We start from the raw sequence: 17,291 nt of genomic DNA, 5'->3' as shown, positions 1-17,291 counted from the left end.
CCAGCGTCTGCTTCATGTCGGCCAGGATGAGGCTGCCGTCGCCGGCGGCGATGGGCCTGCTGTCCAGGAACGGGCCGACTCCGGTTGGCAGGTAGTCGTCGCGCGGGTCTTTCGGCTTGAGTTTCGCCGCCCAGGTCCGGGTCCACGACCGGCCGTCGTCGGTGCTGCGCCACACACCGGCCACCTTTCCGGCATCGTCCGCGGCCGTGGCGTACAGGACGCCGTCGCCCTCGACGACGGCCCAGCGCCGTCCCACCGGCTCGGTCAGCTCGTTGGTCGACCAGGTCCTGCCGTCGTCGGCGCTCACCGCGAGGACCGGCCGGTCGCGGGTGGCGTTCACACCGGCCACCCACCACTTGCCGGTCACGGTGGGCGCCGGCCCGACCTGAACTGGGACCAACCGCGGCTGCGTGGGCGCGGCGACGAACTGCCCGGTGTCGGGCCGGATCGAGCCCACGACATCACAGCCGCCGTACTGGTACGGCTGCTCGCCGCACGCGCCGGTCAGCAGCCCGCCGGGAGCGAGGGGCGCCGTGCCGGCCCGGGCAAGGTCGTTCGCGACACCCCAGGACCGGCCGCCGTCGGTGCTGAAGATCCTCGTGGTCTCGGGGCCGACCGGCTTGCCGATCGTGACCTCGTCGGGCCCGAGGACGTACATGGTGTCCCAGAACCCGTCCCCAGGCGCGAGTGGCAACCGCCTCGACTGCCAGGTCTCGCCGCCGTCGGCGGTCCGGTACAGGGTGAACGTGCAGACCTCGGTGCCCCGCTCGCACGTCCTCGTCAGCGCGTAGCCGTGCTTGGCGTCGGCGAAGTCCACGACGTAGCTGGTCTCCGCCGGGTTCGGCCGGGCGGCGGTCAGCCAGACCGGCAGCGCACGGACGACGGGCACGGCCACCACCACCGCGATCACCGCCAGGAGCGCGCCCACCTGCAGCCTGCGCCGGGTGCGGGCCCTGCCGGCGATCCGCTCGACGTCGGGCAGCGGGATCGCCGCGGTCAGCTCGTCCCGCAGTCCGCGCAGGTCAGCGTCGAGATCAGACATGGTCCACCTCCGTGCCCAGGCGTGCCGCCAGTGCGTTCCGTGCGCGGGCCAGCCGCGACTTCACCGTCCCCACCGGGACGTCGAGGATGGCCGAGACCTCGTCCACCGGTAGGTCGGCCAGGTAGTAGAGGACGAGGACGGACCTCAGGTCCTCGTCGAGTCGCCGGATCGCGACATGCAGGTCGACGTGCTCACCGATCGGCAGGTCGGCCGGCGGCGGCTCGGCCGACTGGCGGCGCAGCAGCCGGTCGGCCATCGTCGAGCGGCGGTGTCGCCGCCTGGCGAGGTTGACCACGACCGTTCGCAGCCACGCCTCCGGGTTGTCCAGACGCAGGACGCGGCCACGCCTGCCGTAGGCGACGGTGAACGCCTCCTGCGTTATCTCCTCGGCGACGCCGAGGTCGCCGGTCATCGCGTACCCGGTCAGCATGAGGCGCCGGTAGCTGCCGCGGTACAGCTCGGAAAACCATGTCTCGGTCACCACACCCCCATTTCGGTCGCTCACCTACAAGAGGCATGGGGGTCGCCGCCGGTTCTCGCCTAACGCAGGGCGGTCGCGGGTCGCAGCTCCCAGCTGGTCCAGAGCGGCCGGTAGCCCTGGCGGGCCCAGAAGACCGACGCGAGCGGGTTGGGTGGGTTGTAGTAGAGGAACGTGCCGGTAGCGCCGCGCCTGTACAGCTCATGGAGTGCGACGGCCATCAGCTCGCGGGCGACCCCCGTGCCCCGGAACGGCTCCGCCACGGACACGCAGTTGACGTAGCCCCAGCGGCCGGGGCGCAGCCGGGTCGCGGTCAGCCCGCGCGCCGTGACGTCCATCAGGCGGCAGTGCGCGACGCCGGCCACGACGCCGTCCCGTTCCGCGAGCCAGATCGGGTCGCCCTGGTCGACGTGGCGGGCGAGGGCCTCCCGCTTGACCCGCTCCGCGTCCGGCCGCACGATCGCGGCGCCGACCAGCGCCGAGTACGCCAGCTCGGCCATCTCCAGCGCCAGCACCACGTCGAGGTCGGCCGCGGTGGCGAGCCGGATCGACAGGCCCGGCGGGGGAGTTGGCACGCCGCCGACCCGCACGGCCAGGTTCGTCAGTGGTACGAAACCGTGCGCGAGCAGGGGTTTCGCGGCCTCCGCGTCGCGGCTGGGCCAGGTGAGCAGGCATGCGGAGTCCTGGCCGGCCTGCCGGCGCGCCAGCGCGTGCCGCCACTCCCGCAGCAACACGTCCATGCCGGCGCCGCCCGTCGCGCCGAGCAGCGGGTGCAGCTCGTACAGCTCCAGCGCGGACCACAGCGTGGTCGCGGTGCCCGGCGGGAAGCTGGAGTAGGAGAGCACCCCGGCGACCCGGTCGCCGTTGCCCATCGCGGCGGTGAGGACGTGGCCTTCCGGCGGTGGCGCGGCCGGCGGCAGCAGTGGGTCGACTCGCTCGAACCGGGTGGTCTGGGCATCGAGGAGTCCGCCTGCCACCCTCACGCCGCTCGCCGGGTCACGAAGATCGCCGTGCCGGGGAACAGCTCGCCGCGTAACGGGCTCCACTGCCCCCACACCTCGGTGAGCCCGTCCGGCCACTCCGGCTCGACCAGGTCCTCGATCGTGAGCCCGGCGCCGGTGAGCGCGCGGACGAAGTCGCCCAGCGTGCGGTGGTGCTCGACGTAGGTGGCGTCACCGTCGGCGTCGACCTCCACGTACGGGGTGCGGTCGAAGTACGAGCCGGTCACACGCAGTCCGTTCGGGCCCGGATCGTCCGGGAAGATCCACCGCATCGGGTGAGTCACGGCGAACACCCAGGAGCCGCCCGGCCGCAGGACGCGGGCGATCTCGCGGAACGTCCCGGGCAGGTCGGCGACGAAGGGGATCGCGCCGAACGCCGAACAGGCGATATCAAACGTTTCAGACGCGAACGGCAGCCGCTCGCCGTTGGCCCGGACCAGGGGCACGTCGATGCCGGTCGCCTCGTTGGCGGCGGCCGCGTACCGCAGCATGCCGGCGGACAGGTCGAGCCCGGTCACACGCGCGCCCCGCGTGGCCAGCCAGCGGGCGCACGGCGCCGAACCGCAGCCGACCTCGAGCACGTCCCGGCCGGCGACGTCGCCGAGCAGGTGGACGTCCTCCTCGCGCACGGCCTCCGGGCACCAGACGAAGTCGGTGACCCCGAGGAACTCACCGTGCTCGACGTGGTAGTCGTCGGCGTCGGCGTCCCACCAGGCGCTGTTCGCGGAGACCGACTCCGCCGAGCCGGCCCAGCGCCGCTCGCTGCCGACCGTGCCGAGCACCCGCTCAGCGGTCCGCTGGGGCGGTGGGCCCTCGTCCGCGCCCGCCTCCACCGTCGACATCTTCCCCCCTTGGTGCGAAAACCCCCGGGACCAGGTTTGCCCGGTCGATGCAGAGCCGCGTAGGATACCCCCGCGCAGTGGTTTCGTGCTGCCGTCTGTTCATCATCTCGGGAATCAGATCCGGTCGCGCGGCGTTGGGCGATGTTGGGCTTCGTTCGAAGGGGTCTTTCTCGCCCGGCGAACCATGCCACTACCGCACCACAACTGCAAATCCGTCAACCGCCAACTCTCAACCAAGCCGTACCGGAGCCTCCTAGCTAATGTCCACCGACACCACCATCGTCCCGGCCGACAGCGCCGCCGCGCCGCGACAGCAGGTCGCGATCAACGACGTCGGGACGGGTGAGGACTTCCTCGCCGCCATCGACAAGACCATCAAGTACTTCAACGATGGTGACATCGTCGAGGGCACCATCGTTAAGGTCGATCGGGACGAGGTCCTGCTCGACATCGGCTACAAGACCGAGGGGGTCATCCCCTCTCGTGAGTTGTCGATCAAGCATGACGTCGATCCCAACGAGGTCGTCAAGGTCGGTGACGAGGTCGAGGCCCTGGTCCTCCAGAAGGAGGACAAGGAAGGCCGGCTGATCCTGTCCAAGAAGCGCGCGCAGTACGAGCGCGCCTGGGGCACGATCGAGGCGCTCAAGGAGAGCGACGAGCCGGTCAAGGGCACGGTCATCGAGGTGGTCAAGGGTGGCCTGATCCTGGACATCGGCCTCCGCGGCTTCCTGCCGGCGTCCCTCGTCGAGATGCGGCGTGTCCGCGACCTGCAGCCCTACGTCGGCCGTGAGCTCGAGGCGAAGATCATCGAGCTGGACAAGAACCGCAACAACGTGGTCCTGTCCCGCCGTGCGTGGCTGGAGCAGACCCAGTCCGAGGTGCGCAGCGAGTTCCTCAACCAGCTGCAGCGCGGCCAGGTCCGCAAGGGTGTCGTCTCCTCGATCGTCAACTTCGGTGCGTTCGTGGACCTCGGCGGCGTCGACGGTCTGGTGCACGTCTCGGAGCTGTCCTGGAAGCACATCGACCACCCGTCCGAGGTCGTCGAGGTCGGCCAGGAGGTCACGGTCGAGGTGCTGGACGTCGACATGGAGCGCGAGCGCGTGTCCCTGTCGCTGAAGGCCACCCAGGAAGACCCGTGGCGCCAGTTCGCCCGCACCCACGCGATCGGCCAGATCGTGCCGGGCAAGGTCACCAAGCTGGTTCCGTTCGGCGCGTTCGTCCGGGTGGACGAGGGCATCGAGGGCCTGGTCCACATCTCCGAGCTGGCCGAGCGCCACGTGGAGATCCCGGAGCAGGTCGTGCAGGTCGGCAACGACGTCATGGTCAAGGTCATCGACATCGACCTGGAGCGTCGCCGGATCTCGCTGTCCCTGAAGCAGGCGAACGAGGGCTTCACGCCGGACACCGAGTTCGACCCGACCCAGTACGGCATGGCGGCCGAGTACGACACCGAGGGGAACTACATCTACCCCGAGGGCTTCGACCCGGACACCCAGGAGTGGCAGGAAGGCTTCGACAAGCAGCGCGAGGAGTGGGAGCGGCAGTACGCCGAGGCCCACACGCGCTACGAGCAGCACATGACCCAGGTCAAGAAGGCTGCCGAGGCCGAGGCCGCTGCCGAGGTCGAGGGCGGCCCGGAGGTCGAGGGCACCGAGCGCGAGTACTCCTCCGCCGGCGCCGACAAGCCGAAGTCCGGCGGGACGCTTGCCTCCGACGAGCAGCTGGCTGCTCTGCGGGAGAAGCTGTCCGGCGGCGTCTGACGCTGACGTCCCTGCCGTTCCGTGGGCTGGCCCGGGGTTCCCGGACGTGGCCCACGGGGTGGTGGGGGCACCCGGGTTGGCAACGGGTCGAGTCGGGCCGGCGGGTTCTGCGTCGGCGTGGCTCGAACCCTGTGGTTCATAGCGTGAGAAGGCCCCGGCCTGGTCGTTCGTGACCGGGCCGGGGCCTTCTCGTGTCAGGATGAGGCGTCGAACACCCGCTGAAGGAGCAGGCCACATGCTTGAAGCCACCGTGCGCCGGGTGCTCGACGGCACCTCGATCGCGCACCTCGCCACCGTCCTGCCGGACGGTTCGCCGCACACCGTGCCCGTCTACGCCGGCGCCCACGGCGACCGGGTCGTCTTCTTCACCGGTCCCGGCACGCGCAAGGCACGCAACCTGCGCCGCGATCCTCGGGTGGCGCTGTCCATCGCGCCTGCCGACAACCCGTTCGAGCCCGTCGTCATCCGTGGCCGGGTGGTCGAATGGCTCGTAGGCGACGCGGCGTGGGAGATCGTCGACGAGCTGGCCAGGAAGTACACCGGGATGTCCTACCCGCGCGAGCAGGAGCGGGTCGTGGCCGTGATCGAGCCCGAACGACAGTCCGTCGGCATCGGCTGACCGGTACCGGAACGGCCGCCGGCGCCGTGGCGCCCGAAAGGCCCCGGGGCCGGTCGGTCGTGGCCGGTCCCGGGGCCCCGTTCATGTAACGAGTCGACTTGGTCGCCGGTACGGGGCCGGCCCTTCACCTACCGTTGGGCGATGCGGGTAGGGCTGACCGTGCTGGTCGCGGCGCTGGCGCTCGGCGGCTGCACGCACAGTGCGCCGCCGAGGGAGAGCCCTGCCGTGCCCGTCATCGGGAGCAGCCGGCCGAAGGCCGGCGGCGAGCGGACCGTGCCCGACGACTGCGACGCCGTCGCCACCCTCGACGACCTCACCCGCATGCTCCACCACTTCGTGCCGGGGCCGGTGCGGCGGATCGTCGGCGTGCCGCAGGACGACATCGGGCGCACGGCGCGGCTCGACTGCTACTACGGACTCGCGGCCGACCAACCAACGGCCGGCGCGCCCATCTGGATCGGCCTCACCAGCTACGTCGACGAGGAGTCCGCCCGCAAACGCCGCACCGCGACCGTGGCCGACGAGCGGTCCGCCGGCGGCACGGCCAGCGTGAACGACGTCGTGGTGGGGGACGGGCACGGGGTGCTCATCCGCGCCGCGAGCTGGATGCTCGTCGCCGGGCGGGGGCGGGTCACCGTGGTCGTGCAGGTCGTCCCGACGATGGTGCGGGAGGACCAGGCCGGGCAGCTGCTCGGGCAGGTGGCCGACTTCGCGCTCACGAAGCACTGACACAATCGCCGCATGCTGCGCGTAGGCCTCACCGGCGGGATCGGGTCCGGCAAGTCGACCGTCGCGGGGCGGCTGGCCGAGCATGGCGCGGTGGTCATCGACGCCGACAGGATCGCCCGCGAGGTGGTCGAGCCGGGAACCGAGGGACTGGCCGAGGTGCGTGCCGCCTTCGGCGACGAGGTCATCAGCGACGGCGCCCTCGACCGGGCGAAACTGGCCGCGAAGGTGTTCACCGACGAGTCGGCGCGGAACACCCTCAACGGCATCGTCCACCCACGCATCCGCACCCGGACCGCCGAGCTGATGGCCGCGGCCGCCGCCGACGCGGTCGTCGTGCACGACGTGCCGTTGCTGGTCGAGGCGCACATGGGGGCCGCCTACCACCTGGTGCTGGTGGTCGACGCGCCGGAGGAGGTGCGGGTGCACCGGGTCGTTCACCACCGCGGCATGGCCGAGGCGGACGCGCGTGCCCGCATCGCGACCCAGGCCGGCGAGGCCGACCGGCGTGCCGCCGCCGACGTGTGGCTCGACAACGGCGGCACCCCGGACGAGGTGCTGGCCGTCGTCGACGCGCTGTGGGCCGACCGGCTCGTCCGGTACGAGGCCAACGTCCGGCTGCACCGGCCCGCGCGGTACGGCGGCCCGCGCCTCGCCGAGGCCGACCCCACCTGGCCGGCACAGGCGAAACGGCTGCGCGAGCGGGTCGCGCTGGCCGGCGGCGACCTGGTCCGCCGCGTCGACCACACCGGTTCGACGGCCGTGGCCGGGCTCGCGGCCAAGGACGTCATCGACCTGCAGGTGACCGTCGGCTCCATCGAGGATGCGGACGCGCTCGCCGAACCCCTTGCCGCGGCGGGCTTTCCCCGGCTGGACCGGATCACCCGGGACAACCCGAAGGCGCACGCGCCGGATCCCGCCCAGTGGCAGAAGCGTCTGCACGCGAGCGCGGATCCCGGCCGGATCGCGAACGTCCACGTCCGTGTCGAGGGTTCGCCGGGTTGGCGGTACGCGCTGCTGTTCCCCGACTGGCTGGCCGCTAACCCCGACGAGCTGGCCGACTACGAGTCGTTGAAGCGGAAGCTCTCCGCCCGGTACGTGGGCGACGAGGACAGCGACGACTACGGCGAGGCCAAGGAGCCCTGGTTCGACGAGGCCGCCGCTCGCGTGGAGCGGTGGGCCGAGCGCACGGGCTGGCGGCCGCGCTGACCGGGCCGTGAGGACCTGAGGTGGGCGGCGACCTCAGCCGCCTCGGGTGTGCATCTCCAGGTGGGGGTCCTGCTTCAGCGCGGTCAGCGGCACGAACGGCAGGCGGTCGCGCTCGGCGAGCCGGTCGACGGCCCCCCGGTCGGTCCGCGCCGTCCACGCCGCGGTGACCAGCGCGGCCAGCTCCGCCTTCGACGCGCCCTCCCGCAGCGGGTCGCGCAGGTTCACGCCCTCCATCGCGTACAGGCACAGGTACCAGAGCCCGTCCGCGGTCAGCCGGCTGCGGTCGCAGGACGCGCAGAACGGCCTGGTCGTCGACGACACGATGCCGAACGTCGTCCCGTCCGGCAGCTCGAACCGGTCCGCTGGCGCGCCGTCGTCGTTCGGCAGCGGGGTGATCGGCCCGTAGTGCGCGGACAGCCGCGTCAACATCTCCGCGCGGGACAGCACCCGCTCCGGTGACCACGTGGTCGCGCCGCCGACGTCCATGTACTCGATGAACCGCACCTCGGCCGGCACCGTCCTGCCGAACTCGACCAGGTCGACCAGCTCGTCGTCGTTGGTGCCGTTCAACGCCACGGTGTCGATCTTGGTGCCGGTGAACCCGGCCGGCGCGACCGACGCGATGCCCTTGAGCACCGAGGGGTGCGTGGCCCGCTGCGACAGCGTCTTCGACCGGTCGGCCCGCAGGGTGTCCAGGCTGACCGTGATGCGGTGCAGACCGGCTTCCTTCAGCTTGTCCACGTGGCCCGCGAGCAGGACGCCGTTCGTGGTCATCGCCAGGTCCCGCAACGGCTTGGCGGACAGCATCTCGACCAGCGTCGGCAGGTCGCGGCGCAGCAGCGGCTCGCCGCCGGTCAACCGCACCTTGTCCACGCCGAGGTCGGTGAAGACGTCGACCAGTGTCGAGATCTCCTCGAACGTCAGCAGGTCCCGCCGCGGCAGCCAGACGTACTCGGCCTCGGGCATGCAGTACCGGCACCGCAGGTTGCAGCGGTCGGTCACGGAGATCCGCAGGTTGCGCAGCGGCCGCCGGTAGGTGTCGAACACTGTCACCCCTCTCACGGTATACAAAATCACCCGCGAGGGGTGAGGTAGCCCCGCGAGAAGGCCGTGGCCACCGCCGCCGCCCGGTCGTTGACGCCCAGTTTGGCGTAGACGTGCAGCAGGTGGGTCTTGACGGTCGCCTCGCTGATGAACAGCGCCTTCGCCGCCTCCCGGTTGGTCGAACCCCGCGCGATCAGCTCGAGCACCTCCAGCTCGCGCTGCGAGAGCGGCTCGGACGCCGGCTGGCGCATCTGGCCCATGAGCCGCGTCGCGACGGCGGGGGAGAGCACCGCTTGACCGCGTGCGGCCGCCTCCACGGCCCGGAACAGCTCGTCGCGTGGCGAGTCCTTCAGCAGGTAGCCGGTGGCACCCGCCTCGATCGCGGGCAGCACGTCGCTGTCCGTGTCGTAGGTGGTCAGCACCAGGATCCGCGCCGGCACCCCCCGCTTCGCCAGCTCCTTGATCGCGGTGACGCCGTCGGCCCTGGGCATCCGCAGGTCCATGAGGATCACGTCCGGCCGCAGCTTCTCGCCGGCCACGATCGCCTCCTCGCCGTCCCCGGCCTCGCCGAGCACCTCGAACCGCGGGTCGGCGGTGAACATGCCCCGCAGGCCGTCCCGCACCACCGGATGGTCGTCGACGATGAGCAGCGTGATCATTCCCCACCCCCGGCGGGGATGGCCGGCACCGCGGCCGAGATGGCCGTGCCCCCACCCGGTTCCGACTCGATCTCCAACCGCCCCGCCAGCCGCTGCACCCGCTGGCGCATGCCGGCGAGCCCGAACCCGCCGTTGTTGGAACCGTTGGCGCGCTTGACGTTCGGGTCGAAGCCGACCCCGTCGTCGCGCACGTCGAGTGTCACCAGGTCCTCCATGTAGGACAGTGTCAGGCCGACCCTGTTGGCCTGTGCGTGCTTGGCCACGTTGGCGAGCGCCTCCTGTGCGGTCCGCAGCAGCGTCACCTCGACGTCGGCGTGCATGGGCCGCGGGTCGCCGGTCGTGGTGAGCACCGCGTCGATGCGGTTCACCTCCGACCAGCGCCTGGTCACGTCGCTGATCGCGTCCGGGAGCCGGGCCTCGGCGAGCACCGACGGCTCCACCGCGTGGACGGTCCGGCGGGCCTCGGTGAGGCTCTCCCGCGCCAGGTTCATCGCGTTCCTGACGTGCCGGCGCCACGTCGCGGGCTCGGCCATCGTCTGCTCCGCGGCCTGGAGCTGGGTGAGGATGCCGGCCAGGCCCTGCGCCAGGGTGTCGTGGATCTCCCGCGCCATCCGCTGCCGCTCGTCCAGCACCCCGGCCTCCCGGGCCTGGACGAGCAGCTGGGCGTGCAGGCCGGCGTTCTCCTCCAGGGCCGCCTCGAGCTTCACGTTGGCCTTGTGCAGTTCGGCGAGTGCCCGCTGCTGCTTGTCGTTGCGCTGGTCGGCCATGTCGGCGAAGTAGGAGAACGCACTGGCCAGCGCCGTGACGACCACGGAGAGACCCAGCCAGGCCCACCACAGGTCGTCGGCGCCCATGTTGGCCCACCCACCCATGTAGGACACCGAGGCGACCGTGGCCGTGCCCGCGACGCCGACGTACCGCCAGCGACCCTTCAGGTACTGGAACGCCTGTGGATAGCCCGTGAAGGTGAAGAAGCCGTACCAGGGTGCGAGCGCCACCAGGCCGAAGGCCAGTGCGAGCAGACCCACGAAGTACAGACCCATCAGCGGGCGGTTCTCGTGCCACTCCGGGTGGAGTGTGTGGAACCAGAGCAGCCAGCCGGCGGCCGCCGCGGTGAGGCCGAGCACCGCCGCGTAGTTCAGCGGCTCGTTCCAGAGCGGCTGCAGCAGTGTGATGAGGGTGGCGACCGCCAGGAGGAAGTAGGGCAGGACCTTGAAGGTCTTGGTCTCCCGCCGCTCCAGGCGGTCGAACTCCGCTCGCAGCTCGGCCTCGATGCTCACGACTTACTCCCAGCGGAAGTACCGTGCGGCCAGCCCGCCGGCGATGATCGTCCAGCCCAACATGACGCCGACGTGGAGCAGCTGTGGCCAGTGACCGGTCGCGGCGTCCTGCAATGATTGCACGCCGGCGCCCAGCGGCGTGAAGTCGCTGATGTGCCGCAGGAGGTCGTTCATCGTGGCCCGCGGCGCCCACAGGCCGCCGAAGAACAGGACGGGGAAGAACAGGACGGTCCCGATCGCGCCGGCGCCCTTGCCGGTCGACGCGAGCGAGGCGACCAGCAGCCCGATCGTGAACATCGCCGTGGCGCACAGCACGTAGGCGATCAGGTAGGCGAGCGGTTGCTCCGGGAGGAGCACGTTGAACGCGAGGCGGCCGATGGCCAGTACGACGACCATCACGCCGACGGACATGGCCGTGCACATCAGGAGCTGCGCGCCGAGCATCACCACCGGCTTGACCGGGGTGGTCCGCATCCTGCGCAGGACGCCCTTCTCCCGGTAGGTGGCGAACTGCTGCGGCAGCCCGGACAGCGAGAAGGTGGCGATGGCCATCGCGACGATGATCGGCGCGTACAGGTCGATCACCCGCAGGCCGCCGAGCGCCTTGTCGTGTTCCCGCATGGCGGGGATCGAGCCGAGGATGATCAACAGGAGCGGCGGGAACACGATGGTGAAGAACACCCCGGCGGGCTCGCGCAGGAACAGCTTGGTCTCGGTGGCGGTGATTCGGGACAGGGCAGACATGGCAGGGGCTCCTAAGCGTCGATCTTGCGACCGGTGAGTGCGACGAACGCGTCGTCGAGGGACGTCTGCTCGACACGCAGGTCGCCGGCGACGACCTGGTTGCGGGCGAGCTCGGTGGTCACGGCGAGCAGCAGGTTGCCGGTGCCGGTCACGACGAGCTGGCCGCCGGCCCGCTCGACCTGAGTGACCTCGGGCAGCCGCGCGAGCAGCGCGTGGTCGATGGGGGCGGAGGGCCGGAACCGGATGCGCTGGCGGTCGTCGACCCTCGCGACCAGTCCGGCCGGGGTGTCGAGCGCGACGATCTTGCCGCTGTCGACCAGGGCGAGCCGGTCGCAGAGCCGTTCCGCCTCCGCCATGAAGTGGGTGACCAGCACGATCGTGACGCCGCGCTCCCGGATCGTCTCGATGAGGTCCCACGCGTCGCGGCGGGCCTGCGGGTCGAGTCCGGTGGTCAGCTCGTCCAGCACGGCGACCTTCGGGTCGCCGACGAGCGCGAGCGCGATGGACAGCCGCTGCTTCTGTCCCCCGGACAGCTTCTTGAACGGCGCGTTGATCTTCTCCGTCAGGTTCAGGGTGCCGAGCAGCTCGCGCCAGTCGGCAGGGGAGCGGTAGAAGGAGCTGTAGAGCTCCATCGCCTCGCCGACCCTGAGCTTGTCGGGCAGCTCGGTCTCCTGGAGCTGGACGCCGAGCAGCTGCCGCAGCTCACCCGTGTCCTGCTGCGGGTCGATGCCGCAGACGCGGATGGTGCCACCGTCCGGCGCGCGCAACCCCTCGATGCACTCGACGGTGGTGGTCTTGCCGGCCCCGTTCGGGCCCAGGATGCCGAAGATCTCGCCCTGCTCGACGGCGAAGCTGACACCGTCCACCGCGGTGTGGTCGCCGTACCGCTTGACGAGGCCGTCTACCTCGATGATTGCCATGCATGAAGCTTCGCCCGCGACAGGGGTCCCCCGAATCGACCGCGCGGCCAGGGCTGGTGTTGTCTGTGGCTGGTGCGCCGGTCAACCGATCGGTGGATGGCGGACCAGCTAGTAGGGCGGCCAGCTAGTAGGGCGGCCAGACGTCGAAGATGTGCTTGTAGGCAAGCCAGCCGGCGAGGTCGTGCCGGAACTGGCTGAACTCCTCGAGCGTCTTGTGCACCGTGCACATCGCCAGGTCGGCGTCACCTACCCGGATGACCTGACCCGCGACGGCCGCCGCGAACTCCTCGGACTGGACGATCCTGGCCCGCATGCCGGCCGGCGTCTCCAGGCCGAGCAGCAGGTCGGTGGTCCGCCAGTACCGCCCGTCGCTGGTCGCGCGGACCGCGGTGAGCACGCTCGGGCCGGCCTTGGCGTGGCGGGAGCGGGGGCGCTGGTGGGTGAGGCGGAGGTTCAGCGTGGGCAGCAGCCAGGTCACCTCGGAGTCGTGGAACGGGTCCTCCGGGGTGGGGCACTCGGTGCGCAGACCCCAGCGTTCCACCTGGCAGGTGCGCAGATGCCGGGTCGTGCCGGACGAGTACGTGCGACTTGCCGTGAATGTGTCGACCACGTCGACGAGCTGAGGGGTGATCGCCGTGCCCACTTGTCGAAGGGTAGTCGCCGGCGTGCGGTCGGTGATCTCCGGGTTTGATTCGTTATGTCACGTCTCGTACGCAGAGAGATACCGAATTGGTGACTCCATCACCTGACTGACTGGTAGGCATTGACCCAGCGTGTCGCGCTCGCTAAACGCCGTCCGGCCAGGTCAGCGGAATGCCGAGCCACGCCTCGACGTCGTACCCCGCCGCCGCGATCCCCTCCACCACCCGGAAAGTACGTTCGAACGCGCGTTGGACGGTCACCTGATCGAGAAGCCCCGCGGTGTGCGCCTCGAGGATCTCGTCGGTGTCCAGGACCCGCAGTCCCCTGTGGTCGTCCACCAGGACGTCCAGGTAGAGATCCCGGGTCCGCCACACCGGGCCCGTCTCGATGTCGGCGATGTCGATGTAGACGTCGTGGTCGAGCTTCGTGCCGGCGTGCGGCAGCCAGCGCCCGACCCGCACGCCGTGCCCGGGCAGCAGCCACGAGCGGAAGTAGGCGATGTCGGGGTGCCCGTCCAGCGGCCGCGCCATGTAGAGGCCGAAGTCGGTGGTCTCGTACCGCTCGACCGTCCGCACGAACCCCTTGGGATCGGTGTTGGTCATCCCGGCGACGTCGAAGAGCTCGGTCTTTGGCGGGTGCAGATCCGTCACGATCACCAGACTGACACACGAAACTGTCTCGCAACTTCCGCCGATCGTGTCTGGTTCGGACGGACCGTCCACTAGCGTCGGCAGCCGTGTTCGGGATCATCCGGCCGTGCCGGCACCGGCTGTCGGCGGCACTGCGTAGCTCCTGGTGGGCGCACCTGTGCGGGCTCTGCTACGCGCTGCGCGACGAGCACGGCCAGCTCGCCCGCGTCGCGACCAACTACGACGGCTTGATCGTCTCGGTGCTCGTGGACGCGCAGGCGCCGGCCGGGGAGCAGCGCCGGACCGCGGGCCCGTGCCCGCTGCGGGGCATGCGGACGGCGTCGGTGTCGGTCGGGGAGGGCACCCGGCTGGCCGCGGCGGCGTCGCTGGTGCTGGCGTCGGCCAAGGTCCGTGACCACGTCGAGGACGGCGACGGCGCCTTCGGGCGGCCGCCGGTCGCGGGGGCGGCCCGGCTGGTGGCGGACCGCTGGGCGCGGCAGGGCGGCTCGTCGGGCCGCGCGGTCGGGTTCGACACGGGGGTACTGCTCGACGCGGTGCGCCGGCAGACCTCGGTCGAGGCGTCGGCGGGACCCGGTGACCTGCTGCGGGTCACGGAGCCGACGGAGACGGCGACCGCCGAGGCCTTCGCCCACACGGCGGTGTTGGCCGGTCGGCGGGAGAACGCCGTGGCACTGCGTGAGGTGGGCCGGCTGTTCGGCCGGGTGGTGCACCTCGTGGACGCCGTCGAGGACCTCGGCGAGGACACCAGGTCAGGCGTGTGGAACCCGCTGACCGCCACCGGGACGACGCTCGAACGGGCCCGCGCACTGTGCGACGACGCCGTGCTCGGCGTGCGGTTGGCGCTCGCGGACGTGACCTTCCAGGACGGCCGGCTGGTGCACGCCCTGCTCGTGCACGAGCTGGAACAGGCGGTGGTCAGGGCGTTCGCGCACGGCCACGACGATGGCGAGGACGGGGAGAACCGCCCGCACGGCGTCAAGGACGGCCAGGGTGGCGGCCTGTGGCTGCCGAGGTTCCGGGTGCCGCCCCGGCGCCGAGGTGTGATCCCCGGCTGCGGCATCGCGATCTACCAGTGCTGCACGTGTCAGTACTGCTGCCGCGACCCCTTCCCGGGCCCCTGGTCCGGCAGGCCACGCGGCGCCTGCGACGACTGTGACTGCGGCTGCCCGTGCGAGTGCTGCGGCTGCTGCGACTGCAGCCCCTGACCAGGGCAGACGAAAATTGTCGGTGCCCCGGCGTAGCCTTTTCGTCGTGGCAACCGTGACCGCTAACTCCGAGTTCCGACCCATCGGTGACATCCCCCGCACCGAGGGTGAGTTCCGTATGGTCAGCGACTACGAGCCGGCCGGGGACCAGCCCGCCGCGATCGACGAGCTCGAACGCCGGATCGAGGCCGGCGAGAAGGACGTCGTGTTGCTGGGCGCCACCGGCACGGGCAAGTCCGCGACCACCGCCTGGCTGATCGAGCGCCTGCAGCGGCCGACGCTGCTGATCGCGCCGAACAAGACGCTGGCAGCCCAGCTGGCCAACGAGCTGCGGGAGTTCTTCCCGCGCAACGCGGTCGAGTACTTCGTCAGCTACTACGACTACTACCAGCCGGAGGCGTACGTCCCGCAGACGGACACCTACATCGAGAAGGACTCGTCCATCAACGAGGACGTCGAGCGCCTGCGGCACTCGGCGACCTGGAGCCTGCTGTCCCGCCGTGACGTGATCGTGGTGGCGTCGGTGTCCTGCATCTACGGCCTGGGCAGCCCGCAGGAGTACCTCGACCGCACGATCTCGCTGAAGGTCGGCGAGGAGGTCGACCGCGACACGCTGCTGCGCGCACTGGTCGACGTCCAGTACACCCGCAACGACATGTCGTTCACCCGTGGCACGTTCCGGGTCCGCGGCGACACGCTGGAGATCATCCCGGCGTACGAGGAGCTGGCCGTCCGCATCGAGTTCTTCGGCGACGAGGTCGAGGCGCTGTACTACCTGCACCCGCTGACCGGCGACATCGTCAGGCAGGTGGAGACCGTCCGCATCTCGCCGGCGACTCACTACGTGGCCGGGCCCGAGCGGATGGAACGCGCGATCAGGGGCATCGAGGCGGAGCTGGAACAGCAGCTCGCCACGATGGAGAAGCAGGGCAAGCTGCTGGAGGCGCAGCGGCTGCGCATGCGCACGGCCTACGACATCGAGATGATGCGCCAGGTCGGCTTCTGCTCCGGCATCGAGAACTACTCGCGGCACATCGACTGGCGCGACGCCGGCACCGCCCCGGCCACCCTGCTCGACTACTTCCCCGAGGACTTCCTGCTGGTCATCGACGAGTCGCACGTGACGGTGCCGCAGATCGGCGGCATGTACGAGGGCGACATGTCCCGCAAGCGCACCCTGGTGGAACACGGCTTCCGCCTCCCGTCCGCGATGGACAACCGGCCGCTGACGTGGGAGGAGTTCCAGGACCGGATCGGTCAGACGGTCTACCTGTCGGCGACGCCGGGGCCCTACGAGATGGGGCAGACCCGCGGCGAGTTCGTGGAGCAGGTGATCCGGCCGACCGGTCTGATCGATCCCGAGGTGATCGTCAAGCCGACCGAGGGGCAGATCGACGACCTGGTGCACGAGATCCGCCTGCGCGCGGAGCGGGACGAGCGTGTCCTCGTCACGACGCTGACCAAGAAGATGTCCGAGGACCTGACGGACTACCTGCTGGAGCTGGGGATCCGGGTCCGGTACCTGCACTCCGAAGTGGACACCCTGCGGCGGGTGGAGCTGCTCCGGCAGCTGCGGCTGGGTGACTTCGACGTGCTGGTGGGCATCAACCTGTTGCGGGAGGGGCTGGACCTGCCCGAGGTGTCCCTGGTGTCGATCCTCGACGCCGACAAGGAGGGCTTCCTCCGGTCCGGCACCAGCCTGGTGCAGACCATCGGACGTGCCGCCCGCAACGTGTCCGGCCAGGTGCACATGTACGCGGACCGGATCACCGACTCGATGCGACACGCGATCGACGAGACGAACCGCCGGCGTGCCAAGCAGACCGCGTACAACGAGGAACGCGGGCTCGACCCCCAACCGCTGCGGAAGAAGATCGCGGACATTCTCGACCGGGTCTACAACGAGGCTGGCGACGCCGGCACCGAGGTGCCGATCGGTGGCTCAGGCCGGAACGCCTCTCGTGGGCGGCGGGCTGCCGGGGAGCCTGGTGGGCGGTCCTCCGGGGTGTATGTCAAGGAGAACGTCGGGTCCATGGCCCGCTCGGAGCTGGCGGATCTGGTGCAGCAGTTGACGGACCAGATGATGAACGCCGCTCGGGATCTGCAGTTCGAGTTGGCGGCTCGGTTGCGGGATGAGATCGCGGATCTCAAGAAGGAGTTGCGGGGGATGGATGCTGCTGGGGTCAAGTGAGTGGTTGCTGGGTTGCTCTGGGCTGGCCGGGGGCGGGGCGGGCGGGGGCCGGGCCGGGGGTGTGGGGAGGGGTTTGGGTAGTGGGGTGAGTGGGCTTGCTTGGTTGAGCGGGGTCGTGGGTTTTGGGGGCGTTGCTGGGGTTGGTTGTGGGTTGGGCGGTGATCTTCGGGTTGGGTTGGGGTGCTTTCGGGTTGGGGTTGGTTTGAGCGCTGTTCTTCGGGTTGAGCGGTGTTCTTCGGGTTGGGTTGCGGGTTAAGGGTGCTTTCGGTTCGGCTTTGC

17 protein-coding genes are annotated in these 17,291 nt (G+C 70.6%); 6 read left to right on the top strand and 11 right to left on the bottom strand.

Translation table 11 applies throughout. From position 1 onward, the window contains the following. From VET29_RS41490 to VET29_RS41475, 4 genes are all read right to left on the bottom strand, one after another. Positions 1-1,042, bottom strand: a 1,042-nt coding sequence (locus tag VET29_RS41490; RefSeq protein ID WP_324932173.1) for a hypothetical protein, incomplete at its 3' end; no start/stop codon positions are given. Further along, complete coding sequence (locus VET29_RS41485) at positions 1,035-1,523, bottom strand: sigma-70 family RNA polymerase sigma factor (RefSeq protein WP_324932170.1); 489 nt, start codon at positions 1,521-1,523, stop codon at positions 1,035-1,037. The genes VET29_RS41490 and VET29_RS41485, both read right to left, overlap by 8 nt. A 59-nt stretch (positions 1,524-1,582) precedes the next feature. Continuing rightward, positions 1,583-2,503 carry a GNAT family N-acetyltransferase gene (locus VET29_RS41480; protein ID WP_324932167.1) on the bottom strand — a complete coding sequence of 307 codons (921 nt, stop codon included), beginning with the start codon at positions 2,501-2,503 and terminating at the stop codon, positions 1,583-1,585. Further along, positions 2,500-3,363 (bottom strand): class I SAM-dependent methyltransferase, encoded by an 864-nt coding sequence (locus VET29_RS41475; protein ID WP_324932164.1) that lies wholly within the window; start codon positions 3,361-3,363, stop codon positions 2,500-2,502. The genes VET29_RS41480 and VET29_RS41475 overlap by 4 nt, the downstream gene beginning before the upstream one ends. Positions 3,364-3,623: 260 nt before the next feature. Here VET29_RS41475 and rpsA point away from each other — a divergent pair, with 260 nt between their 5' ends. The 4 genes from rpsA to coaE all read left to right on the top strand — a co-directional run bounded on the left by rpsA (position 3,624) and on the right by coaE (position 7,677). After that, positions 3,624-5,123, top strand: coding sequence for a 30S ribosomal protein S1 (gene rpsA / locus VET29_RS41470; protein ID WP_324932161.1), 1,500 nt, complete (start codon positions 3,624-3,626; stop codon positions 5,121-5,123). Positions 5,124-5,358: 235 nt separating this feature from the next. Next, positions 5,359-5,742 (top strand): PPOX class F420-dependent oxidoreductase, encoded by a 384-nt coding sequence (locus VET29_RS41465; protein WP_324932158.1) that lies wholly within the window; start codon positions 5,359-5,361, stop codon positions 5,740-5,742. A gap of 141 nt (positions 5,743-5,883) precedes the next feature. After that, positions 5,884-6,471, top strand: a complete 588-nt coding sequence (locus VET29_RS41460) for a hypothetical protein (protein WP_324932155.1) — start codon at positions 5,884-5,886, stop codon at positions 6,469-6,471. A gap of 12 nt (positions 6,472-6,483) precedes the next feature. Beyond that, positions 6,484-7,677 (top strand): dephospho-CoA kinase, encoded by a 1,194-nt coding sequence (gene coaE / locus VET29_RS41455; protein WP_324932151.1) that lies wholly within the window; start codon positions 6,484-6,486, stop codon positions 7,675-7,677. Positions 7,678-7,710: 33 nt separating this feature from the next. On the opposite strand, the gene moaA is transcribed toward coaE, so the two are convergent. From moaA to VET29_RS41420, 7 genes are all read right to left on the bottom strand, one after another. Next, entirely contained in the window at positions 7,711-8,730 is a 1,020-nt protein-coding gene (moaA, locus tag VET29_RS41450; protein WP_324932141.1) for a GTP 3',8-cyclase MoaA, read from the bottom strand. 20 nt (positions 8,731-8,750) lie between these two features. Next, positions 8,751-9,380, bottom strand: coding sequence for a response regulator transcription factor (locus VET29_RS41445; protein ID WP_324932137.1), 630 nt, complete (start codon positions 9,378-9,380; stop codon positions 8,751-8,753). Further along, positions 9,377-10,660 (bottom strand): sensor histidine kinase, encoded by a 1,284-nt coding sequence (locus VET29_RS41440; protein ID WP_324932134.1) that lies wholly within the window; start codon positions 10,658-10,660, stop codon positions 9,377-9,379. Before VET29_RS41440 ends, VET29_RS41445 begins: the two co-directional genes overlap by 4 nt. Before the next feature lie 3 nt (positions 10,661-10,663). After that, positions 10,664-11,404, bottom strand: coding sequence for an ABC transporter permease (locus VET29_RS41435; protein ID WP_324932131.1), 741 nt, complete (start codon positions 11,402-11,404; stop codon positions 10,664-10,666). A gap of 11 nt (positions 11,405-11,415) precedes the next feature. Further along, positions 11,416-12,324 (bottom strand): ABC transporter ATP-binding protein, encoded by a 909-nt coding sequence (locus tag VET29_RS41430; protein WP_324932128.1) that lies wholly within the window; start codon positions 12,322-12,324, stop codon positions 11,416-11,418. A gap of 124 nt (positions 12,325-12,448) precedes the next feature. Next, entirely contained in the window at positions 12,449-12,967 is a 519-nt protein-coding gene (locus VET29_RS41425; RefSeq protein WP_324932126.1) for a hypothetical protein, read from the bottom strand. 142 nt (positions 12,968-13,109) lie between these two features. Next, complete coding sequence (locus VET29_RS41420; RefSeq protein ID WP_324932124.1) at positions 13,110-13,616, bottom strand: DUF402 domain-containing protein; 507 nt, start codon at positions 13,614-13,616, stop codon at positions 13,110-13,112. Positions 13,617-13,702: 86 nt separating this feature from the next. On the opposite strand from VET29_RS41420, the gene VET29_RS41415 reads away from it, so the two are divergent. Both VET29_RS41415 and uvrB read left to right on the top strand, forming a co-directional pair. Then, positions 13,703-14,821 (top strand): DUF5685 family protein, encoded by a 1,119-nt coding sequence (locus VET29_RS41415; protein ID WP_324932121.1) that lies wholly within the window; start codon positions 13,703-13,705, stop codon positions 14,819-14,821. Between the two features lie 22 nt (positions 14,822-14,843). Beyond that, on the top strand, positions 14,844-17,012 hold the full coding sequence (gene uvrB, locus VET29_RS41410; RefSeq protein ID WP_414636743.1) for an excinuclease ABC subunit UvrB: 2,169 nt from the start codon (positions 14,844-14,846) through the stop codon (positions 17,010-17,012). Positions 17,013-17,291: the final 279 nt, after the last annotated feature.

Source organism: Actinophytocola sp. (assembly GCF_035634895.1).
In the GTDB taxonomy this organism is placed as follows: Bacteria; Actinomycetota; Actinomycetes; order Mycobacteriales; family Pseudonocardiaceae; genus Actinophytocola.
This window is presented reverse-complemented; position numbering and strand designations above follow the sequence as displayed.